The 13,256-nt window shown below is 51.1% G+C and carries 14 protein-coding genes; 9 read left to right on the forward strand and 5 right to left on the reverse strand.

Going from position 1 to position 13,256, the window contains the following annotated elements; all coding sequences use genetic code 11:
* Nucleotides 1-8: 8 nt before the first annotated feature.
* The 9 genes from IC37_RS20915 (at nucleotide 9) to IC37_RS20955 (ending at nucleotide 7,019) form a co-directional block, all read left to right on the forward strand.
* On the forward strand, nucleotides 9-287 hold the full coding sequence (locus IC37_RS20915) for a hypothetical protein (RefSeq protein WP_030128737.1): 279 nt from the start codon (nucleotides 9-11) through the stop codon (nucleotides 285-287).
* Between the two features lie 150 nt (nucleotides 288-437).
* On the forward strand, nucleotides 438-734 hold the full coding sequence (ihfB, locus tag IC37_RS20920) for an integration host factor subunit beta (protein ID WP_003369729.1): 297 nt from the start codon (nucleotides 438-440) through the stop codon (nucleotides 732-734).
* Between the two features lie 27 nt (nucleotides 735-761).
* Complete coding sequence (locus IC37_RS20925) at nucleotides 762-1,001, forward strand: lipopolysaccharide assembly protein LapA domain-containing protein (protein ID WP_030128736.1); 240 nt, start codon at nucleotides 762-764, stop codon at nucleotides 999-1,001.
* Between the two features lie 210 nt (nucleotides 1,002-1,211).
* Entirely contained in the window at nucleotides 1,212-2,288 is a 1,077-nt protein-coding gene (gene rfbB / locus IC37_RS20930) for a dTDP-glucose 4,6-dehydratase (protein WP_030128735.1), read from the forward strand.
* Nucleotides 2,285-3,178, forward strand: a complete 894-nt coding sequence (gene rfbD, locus IC37_RS20935; protein WP_030128734.1) for a dTDP-4-dehydrorhamnose reductase — start codon at nucleotides 2,285-2,287, stop codon at nucleotides 3,176-3,178. Before rfbB ends, rfbD begins: the two co-directional genes overlap by 4 nt.
* Nucleotides 3,175-4,065, forward strand: coding sequence for a glucose-1-phosphate thymidylyltransferase RfbA (gene rfbA / locus IC37_RS20940; protein WP_030128733.1), 891 nt, complete (start codon nucleotides 3,175-3,177; stop codon nucleotides 4,063-4,065). Before rfbD ends, rfbA begins: the two co-directional genes overlap by 4 nt.
* Nucleotides 4,066-4,114: 49 nt before the next feature.
* Nucleotides 4,115-5,038 (forward strand): glycosyltransferase, encoded by a 924-nt coding sequence (locus IC37_RS20945; RefSeq protein ID WP_030128732.1) that lies wholly within the window; start codon nucleotides 4,115-4,117, stop codon nucleotides 5,036-5,038.
* Nucleotides 4,993-5,997, forward strand: coding sequence for a UDP-glucose 4-epimerase family protein (locus IC37_RS20950; protein WP_371916343.1), 1,005 nt, complete (start codon nucleotides 4,993-4,995; stop codon nucleotides 5,995-5,997). The genes IC37_RS20945 and IC37_RS20950 overlap by 46 nt, the downstream gene beginning before the upstream one ends.
* The gene (locus IC37_RS20955) at nucleotides 5,994-7,019 is read left to right on the forward strand and encodes a glycosyltransferase family 4 protein (protein ID WP_030128730.1); all 1,026 of its coding nucleotides are present in this window, start codon (nucleotides 5,994-5,996) and stop codon (nucleotides 7,017-7,019) included. Before IC37_RS20950 ends, IC37_RS20955 begins: the two co-directional genes overlap by 4 nt.
* A gap of 48 nt (nucleotides 7,020-7,067) precedes the next feature.
* Here IC37_RS20955 and IC37_RS20960 read toward each other — a convergent pair whose 3' ends face one another.
* The 5 genes from IC37_RS20960 to wecB all read right to left on the reverse strand — a co-directional run bounded on the left by IC37_RS20960 (nucleotide 7,068) and on the right by wecB (nucleotide 13,237).
* Nucleotides 7,068-9,536 (reverse strand): hypothetical protein, encoded by a 2,469-nt coding sequence (locus tag IC37_RS20960; RefSeq protein ID WP_030128729.1) that lies wholly within the window; start codon nucleotides 9,534-9,536, stop codon nucleotides 7,068-7,070.
* A gap of 36 nt (nucleotides 9,537-9,572) precedes the next feature.
* A complete protein-coding gene (locus tag IC37_RS20965; RefSeq protein WP_030128728.1) occupies nucleotides 9,573-9,911 on the reverse strand; it encodes a hypothetical protein in 339 nt (112 codons plus the stop codon).
* A 22-nt stretch (nucleotides 9,912-9,933) separates the two neighbouring features.
* Nucleotides 9,934-10,905: a glycosyltransferase family 2 protein gene (locus IC37_RS20970; protein ID WP_030128727.1), complete on the reverse strand. Its 972-nt coding sequence runs from the start codon at nucleotides 10,903-10,905 to the stop codon at nucleotides 9,934-9,936.
* A gap of 131 nt (nucleotides 10,906-11,036) precedes the next feature.
* Nucleotides 11,037-12,143, reverse strand: a complete 1,107-nt coding sequence (locus IC37_RS20975) for a glycosyl transferase (protein ID WP_030128726.1) — start codon at nucleotides 12,141-12,143, stop codon at nucleotides 11,037-11,039.
* A complete protein-coding gene (wecB, locus tag IC37_RS20980; protein ID WP_030128725.1) occupies nucleotides 12,143-13,237 on the reverse strand; it encodes a non-hydrolyzing UDP-N-acetylglucosamine 2-epimerase in 1,095 nt (364 codons plus the stop codon). The genes IC37_RS20975 and wecB overlap by 1 nt, the downstream gene beginning before the upstream one ends.
* Between the last annotated feature and the right edge of the window lie 19 nt (nucleotides 13,238-13,256).

Genomic DNA, 13,256 nt, shown 5'->3' on the forward strand with positions numbered 1-13,256 from the left:
GGAAGCGAATGAACAAGCTCATTGTCGTGATAGCAGTACTGACATTGGCAGGTTGTACCACTAGCGCCAAGACTCATGCGGTACGCGGAGTCAGTGGTATAGAAATCGATTGTTCAGGATTGGGCTCCGGATGGGAAAAGTGCCACAAGCGAGCTGCCAGGGAATGCAAGGGCGCAGGCTATAAAGTCGTCGTAAGGTCCGATGACGCTAAGGAGGAAGATGAGTTCCCTTTCGGCTTCAATCCCGCGGGTTATCTGACGCGCACAATGCTGGTTATCTGTAGATGAATGCTGGGTTTGAGCAATGTTCCGATGCTCTGAAATCGGGCACCTCATTGCAGGGAAAGATATGTCAAAACTCGGGCTGTTCAAATTTCTCCGGGCATGCTAAAACCTTTGAAGCGCTTTTCCTAGCTGCTTGAAAAAGAAGGGAAAAATATGACGAAGTCGGAGTTGATCGAACGAATTGTCACCCATCAAGGGCTGCTCTCATCCAAGGATGTGGAACTGGCCATCAAGACCATGCTTGAGCAAATGTCCCAATGTCTGGCCACTGGTGATCGAATCGAGATCCGTGGGTTTGGCAGCTTCTCTCTGCACTATCGCGCGCCGCGCGTTGGTCGCAATCCTAAAACCGGTCAGTCCGTCAGCCTCGACGGCAAGTTCGTTCCGCATTTCAAGCCAGGCAAAGAACTGCGTGATCGTGTGAACGAGGATGAGGAGGAAGGGCTTTGACAGCTGCTGCACATCAAGGAACCGCTGATGCATAACCTCAAGCGCGTACTTCTCGCTGTATTTGTCCTGTTTCTCGTTCTAACGATCCTGGCGTTCGTTCTTGAGAACCAGCAAGGCGTGTCACTGTTGTTTCTGGGCTGGGCAGGCCCACAGTTGCCAGTTTCACTGATCATGGTGATTGCGCTGCTGATTGGAATGGTGATCGGGCCGATTCTTGGCTGGTTTCTGGGGCGTACGTCCAGAGCCTCACGCAAGCGCCTTGTCTGATTGCGACAAGCCCGTTGCACGCATCGGATTTGCGCACAGCTTGTCCATATCCATTAGTAAAACCTTCATTAAGCTGTAAAATGCTGCGCTTGGTCGATAGGGCATTCCCGAAACGGTTCAGACCTCGGCGAATTTGACGGCTTTTGCATTCATGGATTAGACAGTGCGGCGGTTGGCGGCCCTGTCAGCAACTTAAGGGTATGGTTTCGCGTGAAAATTCTAGTAACCGGCGGCGCCGGGTTTATCGGCTCGGCAGTCATTCGTCATATCATCTCCAACACTACCGACTCTGTCGTTAACGTCGATAAACTAACTTATGCCGGTAACCTTGAATCGCTGGCTGAAGTCAGCCAGAACTCGCGTTATGTGTTCGAGCGCGTCGACATCTGCGACCGTGATCAAGTGGACCGTGTCCTGCGTGAACACCAACCAGATGCCATCATGCACCTGGCCGCAGAGTCCCACGTTGACCGCTCGATCTCCGGTCCGTCTGAATTCATCCAGACCAACATCATCGGCACCTACACCTTGCTGGAAGCAGCACGCCACTATTGGGCGGCACTGGATGATGCGCGCAAAGCCAACTTCCGCTTCCACCATATTTCCACCGACGAAGTCTACGGAGACCTCGAAGGTCCGGAAGACCTCTTCACCGAAACCACGCCGTATCAGCCAAGCTCGCCGTACTCGGCCAGCAAGGCCAGCTCCGATCACCTGGTTCGCGCCTGGGCTCGTACTTACGGCCTGCCAACCCTGGTCACCAACTGCTCGAACAACTACGGCCCGTGCCACTTCCCTGAGAAGTTGATCCCGCTGATCATCCTCAACGCACTGGAAGGCAAGCCGCTGCCGGTTTACGGCAAAGGCAATCAGGTCCGCGATTGGCTCTACGTCGAAGACCACGCCCGCGCACTTTACAAAGTCGTGACCGAAGGCGTGATCGGTGAGACCTACAACATCGGCGGCCACAACGAGAAGCAAAACATCGAAGTGGTGCATACCCTGTGCGCACTGCTCGACGAACTGCGTCCGGACTCCGCTCATCGCCCACATGCCAGCCTGATCACCTACGTTCAGGATCGCCCGGGCCACGACCAGCGCTACGCGATCGACGCCAGCAAAATCCAGCGCGAGCTGGGTTGGACGCCGGAAGAAACCTTTGAAACCGGTATCCGCAAGACTGTCGAGTGGTACCTGAACAACACTGAGTGGGTAGCTCACGTGAAGAGCGGCAGCTACCAGCAATGGATCGACCAGAACTACACGGATCGTACGGACAAAGCATGAAAATCCTTCTGTTGGGAAAAAACGGCCAAGTGGGCTGGGAACTGCAACGCGCCCTTGCACCGCTTGGCGAATTGATCGCCCTGGACCGTCACCCGGTCGATGGTTTGAGCGGCGATTTGGCTAACCTCGACGCACTGCGCGCGACGATCCGCCAGGTCAAGCCTGACGTCATCGTCAACGCTGCGGCCTACACCGCCGTCGATAAGGCCGAGTCCGAAACTGAGCTGGCCGACCGTGTGAACGGTCAGGCTAGTGGGGTCATGGCGGAAGAGGCTGCATCCCTGGGTGCCTGGCTGATTCACTATTCGACGGACTACGTATTCAGCGGTGAAGGCCTGAAGCCATGGCAAGAGATAGATGCCGTCGCCCCGGTGAATCACTACGGCGCCAGCAAACTGGCCGGCGAACAGGCGATTACCGCTTCGGGCTGCAAGCACCTGATCTTCCGCACTAGCTGGGTCTATGGCGCTCGCGGCAATAATTTTGCCAAGACCATGCTGCGCCTGGCCAAGGACCGCGACACCCTGAGCGTCATTGCCGACCAGATCGGCGCCCCAACCGGTGCAGACCTAATCGCCGACGTGACGGCATTGGCCATTCAGCAAGTCCTGCAGCGCCCTGAACTGGCGGGCTTGTATCACTTGGCGGCCAGCGGCGAAGTGTCCTGGCACGGCTATGCCAGCCATGTGATCGGTTTTGCCAAGGCCAACGGCGAAGAACTCGCCGTTACGGCGATCAATCCGATCGACACCACTGCTTACCCAACACCGGCGCGTCGTCCTCTGAACTCACGGTTGAATACGCAGAAGCTGCGCGACAATTTTTCTCTACACTTGCCGGATTGGAAAAGTGGTGTCACCCGAATGCTTATGGAAGTCCTGAATAAATGACCACGACAAATCGTAAAGGCATCATCCTCGCTGGTGGTTCGGGCACTCGTCTGCACCCGTTGACCCTCGGCGTGTCCAAGCAGATGCTGCCGATCTACGACAAGCCGATGATCTTCTATCCGCTATCGGTGCTGATGCTTGCCGGCATGCGCGAAATCCTGATTATCTCCACCCCTGAAGACCTGCCGAACTTCCGCAAATTGCTGGGCGATGGCAGCCTATACGGCATCAAGCTGACTTACGCTGAGCAGCCTAGTCCAGACGGTCTGGCACAAGCCTTCATCATTGGCGAAGAATTCATCGGCAAAGATCCTTGCTGCCTGATCCTCGGCGACAACATCTTCTACGGTCAGCACTTCTCGGAGAACCTGCGTTCCGCCTGCACTCAAGAGCATGGTGCGACCGTATTCGGCTATCACGTATCGGATCCAGAGCGTTTTGGTGTCGTCGAATTCGACGCTGCCGGCCGTGCCCTTAGCATCGAAGAGAAGCCGCTGAAGCCGAAATCCAGCTACGCGGTGACCGGCCTGTACTTCTACGACAATCAGGTCGTCGAGATCGCCAAGAACATCAAGCCATCCCCACGTGGCGAGCTGGAAATTACCGACGTTAACCGTGCCTATCTCGAGCAGAAGACCCTCAACGTCGAAATGCTCGGTCGTGGCTTCGCCTGGCTGGACACCGGTACCCATGATTCGCTGCTGGAAGCGAGTCACTTCGTGCACACCATTGAGCAGCGCCAGGGCCTGAAAGTGGCTTGCCTGGAAGAGATTGCTTATCACAATGGCTGGATTAGTGCCGAGCAGCTGGGTACTCAAGCTGACGCTCTGAAGAAGACTGGCTACGGTCAGTACCTGCAGAAACTGCTGGACTCGCCTTCTCGCTAACACGAGAGCTATCTCTCTCCAGTGTTCAAATCATGCAAGCAGGAATGGCATGCCAGTAAAATCTCCCAAGGTTGCAGTTTTACTGGCTGCCTACAACGGTATGCATTGGATCGAAGAGCAACTGGCCTCGATCCTTGGTCAGTCTGACGTAGACGTTACCGTACACATCAGCATTGACTCCTCCACTGACGGTACAGCAACCTGGTGCGCGGCTTATGCGGCAGAGCATCACCAGGTAGTCGTTCTACCAGACGCCGGTAGATTCGGCGGGGCCTCGCGTAACTTCTTTCGATTGATTCGTGATGTCGACTTCGGCTCCTTCGATTTTATTGCCTTTGCCGACCAGGATGACATTTGGCACAAAGACAAACTGCAGCGTGCAGTCGACGCCATTCAAACTCGCCAAGTCGATGCCTACTCCAGCAACGTTACGGCTTTTTGGTCGGATGGCAGAACCCACTTGTTAGACAAGGCTCAACCCCAGGTTGAATGGGACTACCTGTTCGAAGCGGCGGGTCCGGGTTGTACCTATGTGTTTAGCAAAAAGCTGGCAGAGTCCTTGAAAGCGGTGATGCTTGAAAATTGGCAGCATCTGCAGGAAGTCACTTTGCATGACTGGTATTGCTACGCTTTTGCCCGCAGTCATGGCTATCGCTGGTATATCGACCCGTTGCCATCCATGGACTATCGCCAGCATGAGCGTAATCAGGTAGGTGCCAACAAGGGTTTGAGCCCATTGATTTCTCGTTACAAAACGATTCACGACGGTTGGTGGTTTAATCAGGTTCAGTTAATTACCAAATTGGTGGGGCAGGACAGCGAGCCTTTCGTGAAGGATTGGTTGCAGTTGGGCCGTCGGCAACTCATGAAACTGTCTTTGAATGCCTGGAGGTGCCGGCGCCGGATGCGCGATAAAGTTTTTTTCTTTTGTATCTGCTGGACGACCGCATTAATAGGGAACAAAGCCAAGTGAGAGTCCCAAGCGTTCTGGTTACAGGGGCAAGCGGATTTGTAGGCGAGGCACTTGTCTTCCGGCTGCTGATTGATAAAAAGTTCAGCCCGATAGCCGCTGTTCGTGGTACCACCCGGTTACATGGCCTATGTCCGGTCAAGTCGTTCAATCTTGTTGATGGAGGGGTGCTGCCCTCTCTGAGTGAGGTCGATGTCGTCATCCATGCGGCTGCTCGGGTTCATGTGATGAATGAGACTGCTATAGATGTCTTGGCCGAGTACCGTAAGGTCAACGTTGAAGGCACGCTCAGGCTTGCCCGCTCTGCCGCTGAGTCAGGTGTCACGCGTTTCATTTTTATCAGTTCGGTGAAGGTCAATGGCGAAAGCACTGTTCTGGGTGAGCCCTTCAAGGCGGACGACCCCGTGCACCCGACCGACCCCTATGGTCTGTCGAAATATGAGGCTGAGGAGGCGCTGAAGGGGCTGGGCCAGGAAACCGGTATGGAAATCGTGATCGTTCGCCCGCCGCTTGTCTATGGCCCTGGGGTGAAAGCCAACTTCCAGAGCATGCTGAGTTGGCTCAATAAGGGCATTCCGCTGCCATTGGGGGCCATCCATAACCAGCGTAGCCTGGTGTCGATAGGAAATCTGGTGGATCTAGTCGTGACCTGTATTGACCATCCGCAGGCTGCCAACCAGACATTTCTGGTGAGCGATGGCGAAGATCTGTCCACGACCCAATTACTACGGCGACTGGCGACTGCTTTGGACAAGCAGACCTGGTTGTTGCCATTGCCCATGTGGTTGTTGAAGTTCACCGCCTTGATGTTTAACAGGCAGTCCGTCGCAGAACGTATCTGCGGTTCGCTTCAGGTCGATATCAGTAAAAATCGAATGCTGTTGGGTTGGACTCCCCCGATCAGCATGGATAAAGCCATGCGACAGGCCGCTGGCCATTTTCTGGAAAAGCAGACGAAATGAGTTATTGGTGGTTGTTACTTGTCGTATTCGTGGTGTCTTGGGGGTTAACGCTCATCTTGCGTCGATATGCGTTAGCCAGAAGTTTGATGGACATTCCCAATGAGCGCAGTTCTCACAGTGTTCCGACACCGCGGGGGGGAGGGGTGGCCATCGTCGTATCTTTGGCTTTAGCTTTCCCGGTCCTTGGCGGGCTTGGACTGCTTGCCCCGGCCATCCTTTACGGCGTGTTGGGCGCGTGTTTGCTGGTGGCCGTGATTGGCTTTGCAGATGATCACGGACATATTGCGGCTCGATGGCGATTGTTAGGACATTTTATCGCAGCCATGTGGGCCCTCTTCTGGTTGAACGGGTTGCCTGCTGTTTCGTTTTTTGGCACTGCGGTTGATTTGGGGTGGATCGGCAACGGCCTGGCTCTGGTTTACCTGGTCTGGATGCTTAATCTTTACAACTTCATGGATGGTATCGACGGTCTGGCCAGTGCCGAAGCCATTTGTGCCTGCTTGGGGATGTGCGCGGCGTACTGGTTCAGCGCCCACATGGAACTGGTCTGGGCTCCAGTGATATTAGCTGCCGCAGTGGCTGGATTTCTATGCTGGAATTTTCCGCCTGCGCGAATTTTCATGGGGGATGCAGGAAGTGGATTCCTCGGTTTTCTTTTGGCCGCGTTAGCGATACAAGCGGCTTGGACGGCGCCCGAGCTGTTCTGGAGCTGGATGATAGTGCTAGGGGTTTTTATTGTCGACGCCACATGGACATTGATCAGACGATTTGCTCGGGGCGATAAAGTATCTCAGGCGCATCGTAGCCACGCATATCAGTATGCATCGCGTCGCTTCGCCAGTCATAAGGTTGTTACCCTGTGTGTTGTAGCTATTAACTTGCTATGGCTGACGCCTATAGCAATCATTGTCGCTAAAGGGGGGATGCCTGGGGCTGCCGGCCTGTTGTTGGCTTACCTGCCATTAGCTGCACTATGCTATGTATTCACCGCAGGAGTAATAGAGCATAGTGATGAGAGCTGAATTTCACTGAGAAAAAAAAGCGCCGCACCTTATAGGTGCGGCGTTTTTTTAGTTAAGTCCAATACTTAAATCTATTACGTCAACACTTTCTCGATCTCTGGCGGTGACATAAATATTGCCATTGGTTGCACCCTGTGGAATAGGCAGGGTTTCTGTGAAGTTTACTCGACCTTTCACGCACGGAATGAGCTTGTAGTAGACGGGAGGCACATTCCAGTTGATTTGGGCAATAAACGAACCGCTTGAGTCGGAGCACTCGAAGGTCACGTCATATTTTGCAGATCTCGCATTGCTGATCGATATTGTTGCGATTACTTTCGGAGTGGTATCAGCCATCAATGAATGCGTGGGCGTCGCATTGGGAGCCTGAGTGCGCATATCAAAGAATGGTTTGTAGCTAACCTCATCTGTTGAAATTTTGTACGCGATGAGCGGGCCGACTTGGTAGATAGGCTGGCCGTGCAGCGTCAAAAAATCAAGCATTGCATTTCGATTTGCTAGAGTAACCGATAGGGTAGAGTCCCAGACGACATATTCAATGTGATTGCGCTCAAACAGGGTAGCAATATCTGCCTTGGTTTTGATTCGATCATATTCGTCTCTCTGCTTCGGAGAGTACCAGTTCGTATAAATCGGTTTTCCGAGTAGTGTCGCTCCTAGCGTTGCATTTGGATCATATAACACGGTGGGGTTTTTGGCATCTTTGCTAAGATAGGTTGTGAGTGACTTAGAAGGAGCGACGATGTCGGTAATCGTTGCCTTGCCTTGTGTTGTATAGGACAACTGTGTGGGGTGGGAAAAAAACCACGTAACGCCAGGAAAGAAGAAAATGTTCGCTGCGATAAAAAACATGAAAACACTTCTGATGACCCACGTTGCATTCGTCGAACCGTCGGAAACACTACGGGGCCGATAAAGCAGAAAACCTACAATCACGCTCGCAAGCGGCACGATAGGGAACAGATAACGCCAATACTGAGAGGCTGAAAACATGACAAGCCCAAAGCCCAGTGTAGGTACTATGAGGGTCAATTTGAGTTGCGTGTTTATTTTTTTGCTGGCAATCAGTGTGATCAGGCCGATTGGCAACAGATATAGATATTGAAAGCCGGCAACAAAATTTTTTGATTCATAGTAAGTGCTTGTGTTGTAAAAAATCGACCAGAAGCTCTTTACTGAAAATCCTTTCTGATATAGCGGATCCGAAAAGTTTCGTATGTCGAAATACGGTGATTTGAATATTTCGTTATATAGAGGGAATAGTGGGTTGCCTGATGCGAACCAAGAATAGATATATGACTGAATTGCGGTAAAAGTTAGTGTAAGTATCAATAGTGTATAAAGCGCAGGCTGATGATGTCTGTTGTCAGCTTTAAAGTGTATTTTTTCACGCAGAAATAATGGCACGTATGCTATTAGTAGCATAAAACCCAAAACCATTCCGGGCAGTTTGGTTGCCGCGCATAATGATGCTGCAGCCAAAATGGAGAGCGATCTGGTACTGGCATCCCCTGTGCTTTCTTCCAGCAGTACTTTTACCCCCATGGTCACCAGCAGTGCCAGAAGTAACTCAGTTTGCAGCGAGGTCAAGAGAGTCGAGAGGATAGGTGTGCTGCAGAGCAGAAGCAGGAGGAGAGTCTTGTCGAAATGTTTGTCGAGAAAACTGGAAGATATCATCCATACTGCACGGAGGAGTAGCCCCAGCATTGCTATATTCAATGCCCCTCTCGCATCGGAGTTTGACGCCAGCGAAATGATCGAATGCAGTAGGTCGATGGCAAATGGAGCGACAGACCAGATCTGGTGTTCGATATCGAAACTGTAGAAATGGTATTGAGTCAGTTCCGTCCACATCCTTAGATGTAATACGTTATCGTCAAATCCGATAGAGGGGAAAAAGCTAAATCTGGAAACGTAGCCGATGAATAAAACCAGAGCAACTACCGTTCGGAAGGACATCTGCTGAAGCGTGGCGAGTGTGGTTGAGGCAGTATCGCGTAACGCACTCAGTAGTAAACTTCTTGCGTCTTTTTTCTTCAGAAATAGAAAAGGAATACCTAGGATTGCGAGGTAGATGACCTGATGGTTGACCGGGAAATGGATTAATACGCTGAAGACGCAAACGTAGAGACAAATCCCAACAAGAAGTGCACGATCGAATAGTGCTACCGCCAGTGTTTCAGTTGATACCAATAGTAGAGCCAGTCTACCGAGCAGGTAAGAGGATATGATGAAGTAAATGATTGTCAGTGTACTTGCGATACCTATGCCTACGGCAAAATATGAAAGTAGTAGTGCTACTAAGGCTAGGTTCGAATAACCAAAATTCTTGAATTTTAAGAGCGCAGAGATTAAAAGTACGCCAAGTGTCCAGCATGCGGCATCTAAAAGTAGTGGTATGTTCCAATAAAAAGGAAGTGTGGGCGAGTAATGTGCCACCAAAGCGGGAATGCTTAAGGCGGAGATCAATAGCACGCCAGTGATTAATTGTGAGGAAAGTGATGTAATTTTAGACATCTGAAAACTGCCAAGGCTTTTTAAGAGTTGGGAGTATCATGATTTTACTGCGACGATAATGCCGCCGATGATCAGAGTGACACCGACAAAATATTGTGGATTGAATCTCTCTTGAAAGAACAGATAACTTCCGATAGGTACTAAAACAAACGCCAATGCCATTAGAGGGTAGATTCGTCCAAGGTCGGATTTCTGCAATACCCATATCCAGCCTATTGTGGTGATTCCGTAAAGCGCGAATGCGGAACAAATGAGAGTGGCGGTTGTAATGTCAAAGAAACTGCCTGTTTTATGAAGTGATGATGCACTCATTTTAAATAAAATCTGACCAGCTGCGATGCCGAAAACGCAAATCATGGCGACTATGTAAGTCATATTCGTGATGTTCCTGAGTTTATTAACGCTGAAATTGCGTTTTTAAGTGAAATGGTCGCTTGGGCACCGATGAAATATCATGACCGATAAAGGCTAGAACTAGTTGCGTGCCGAGAATGATAGGGAGTGCCGATAACATTACAGTGCCTGCTGCAGTAGGTACACCTGATGCAATGGATGTGATCCAATGACTTATCCCGAAAAAAGTTCCGGTCAGCAACATAAAAAGTCCCAAGGGAAGCTCCAGCGAGGCGAGTGACATATTTCTAAGATAGTAGTTGTAAAAAATCCGTTTTGACAGGTTTCTTGTATGTTTAAGTAGAAATTCGCCAACGATCTTGGATATTTTCAGATTGCTTTCTTCATCGCCGTACTTTGCGTCCATTGGTATGTCGATGACGACTGCTCGCAAGGTATTAAGTCTGAAAAGCATGTCCGTTTCAAAAAAATAACGATTACTTATCTTGCTGAATGGCAAATGCTTTGCGACGTCTCGATGGATCGCTGTAAAGCCATTGGTAGGATCGAATAGGTCCCAATAGCCTGAAGAGAGTTTGGTCATGAATGATAAAACCGCGTTGCCAAACAAGCGCATCTTTGGCATTGCATGTATCTCTTCAAGGTCAAAAAAACGGTTGCCTTTAGTATAGTCAGCTTCACCATTTATAATAGGGGCGACAAACTTTTTGATCAGGTTTGGGTCCATCTGACCGTCACCGTCTACTTTGACAATGATTGATATATCGTCTTGGATGGCGGAACTATAGCCATTCATGACTGCCCCGCCTACACCCAGATTTATAGGGTTGTACAGCACAACTACACGCTCATCATTGCAATTCTCTTTAACATAAGCGCCAGAGTTTTGTGGGCAGCAATCATCCACAACGTAAATGCGATCAACTTCAGGACCAATATTTGAGATGACATTCAATATTTGAGCTTTTACTTTAAAGCAGGGGATAACCACTGCAATTTTTTGTTGTGCTGCCACGTTAAACTCCTGTGAATTTTTGATTGACCCCGTACCTGACTGAATGGAAGTCTAAGGCGAAACCTTCAGACTTCGTTTACCGGGTAAAACAGTACAGCCGATGTTCGCTCCAGCCGTTGTCGCTGAGCGGACTAAACACAAATCACGCCGGATGCGTCAAACCGGGATTCCCAACTGTTTTCTACTTTGAAACTGTCAGTGAAGCTGCTGGTCGTTGTGTAATCCAGCGCCTTGACTACCGCGGGGATCATTTCTTCTGCGTTGTCACACAGATAAACCCCTTCCTGCTCACCTCTGTAGGCCATTTCACCAAAACCTGTCGAGATGATGGGTAAACCCAGCGCCCGGTACTCGTAATATTTTATCGGGTCGACGGATGACGTCAGTTCATTCTTCAGGAACGGGATGACCGCGACGTCGAACGACAACATTGTCAGCAGTGCATCTTTATGGCTGCACGGTGGAAACAGTTTCAGATTGCTGGGGAGTTTCACATTGCAAGGGTTGAACACGGGGCCGACGATATGAACACTGTCGTTGGGGCATGATTGGGCCAAATGAATCATCCATTGCCAATCGAACCAGGCACCCACTGTTCCCAGATAACCGAAGATCTTTGTTTGATTGCTGTGAAACTGGGTCTTCGCGGGAGGCAAAAGCTCAACGTCGAGTCCATTAGGCACAAACTTGACGTTTGGGTTATGGCTCTCCCATTTTTTTCGCAGTTTTGTCGAGGACGCGAGAACGACAGTGGTATTGCTGCCGATCTGTCGTTCTCGCCGAGCCATCGCCGCTTTCGATATTCCCGAAAAAAACGTCGGGAAGTCATCCATGGCGTCGTACACCGATGGATGACCTTTCAATAGCTTCAATACTTGCAGTGCAAGGGCTGTTGGTTTGCCGATGACCAATAGAATTTCTTGATCCTGGGCGAATGCTTCCACCGTCTTTAGAAGTTCGGACCAATAAAGTCGTCCGTTTATCAGTCCGGACGCCGGTAAAGGTTCGATAGGTAACGCCCTTGGTTTCAATACGCTTAACCAGGGTTCCAGATCATCGCTTTCGGTTTTGTCGCTGACGCCAATTTTCTTGAAGTCATTCAAGCGTGGGAAACGGCTTGGATAAGGATCAAGCCACAACACTTCGCCCGCTGTTTTCTGGTGAAACCAGCGAACGAATTTTTGCGGCCGTTGGGCAAAGCTTGCCCACGGCACAGGTGACAAATAAACCAGACGCATTAAACGCAGTACTCTTTCAGCACCGCCACAATGCGTTCTGCGCCCTTGCCATCACCATAAGGAGAAACACCTCGGGCCATTGCTTTATAAGCAGCCGGGTTATCCAGCAGGGTTTGGGCTTCTTTCAGGATCGGGTCGTGATTAGGACCTACCAGCTTGACGACGCCCATGTCCACGGCTTCAGGTCGTTCCGTTTCATCCCGCAGGACCAGAACCGGAATGCCCAGGGCCGGGGCTTCTTCCTGAACGCCACCAGAGTCACTGATGATTAGATAGGCCTTCTTCATGGCGGCAATGAACGGTGCGTAATCGAGTGGCTCGCACAGAATAATGTTCGGGGTGTTGCCCAAAACCTCATATGCAACGTCCTTGACGTTCGGGTTAGGGTGCACCGGATAAAGGATCTGCACGTCGCTGTTGCTCTCTGCCAGCGTCTTGAGTGCCCGGCAAATCTCCCGGAATGGTGCACCGAAGTTCTCTCTACGGTGAGAGGTCACCAGAATCAGGCGTTTGCTGTCGTCCAGGTCAATCCCCAGGGTCAAGTCCTTGGCGGCGGTCATCAGCAATGCATCGATTACGGTGTTGCCGGTTACGGTAATGTCCTGATCCGGGATGCCTTCGCGTAGCAAGTTGGCTTTCGAGCTTTCGGTCGGAGCGAAATGCCAACGGGTCAGTCGACCGGCCAATACGCGATTTGCCTCCTCCGGGAAGGGGTTCTGCATATCCCACGTGCGCAGGCCGGCTTCCACATGCCCAAATGGTATACGGCGGTAGAAGCAGGCGAGGGCCATCGCGAAGACTGTTGTCGTGTCACCTTGAGCCAGAACGACGTCGGGCTTCTCCTCAAGCAACACCTTATCCAGTTCGAGCAAAAGCCGGGCGGTCAACTCGGTCAGCGTCTGGTTAGGCTTCATGATGTTCAGGTCGATATCGGGCACGATACCGAAGAATGTCATCACCTGATCCAGCATGTGTCGATGTTGTGCGGTCGCCAGAACCCGAACTTCTGCCCAGGGTTGTTGCTTCAAGGCCAGAATGACCGGAGCCATTTTGATAGCTTCTGGCCGTGTGCCGACAGTGCACATGATTTTCATATTCAGAATTTCCTTTGCA

Source organism: Pseudomonas sp. QTF5 (assembly GCF_000512695.2).
In the GTDB taxonomy this organism is placed as follows: Bacteria; Pseudomonadota; Gammaproteobacteria; order Pseudomonadales; family Pseudomonadaceae; genus Aquipseudomonas.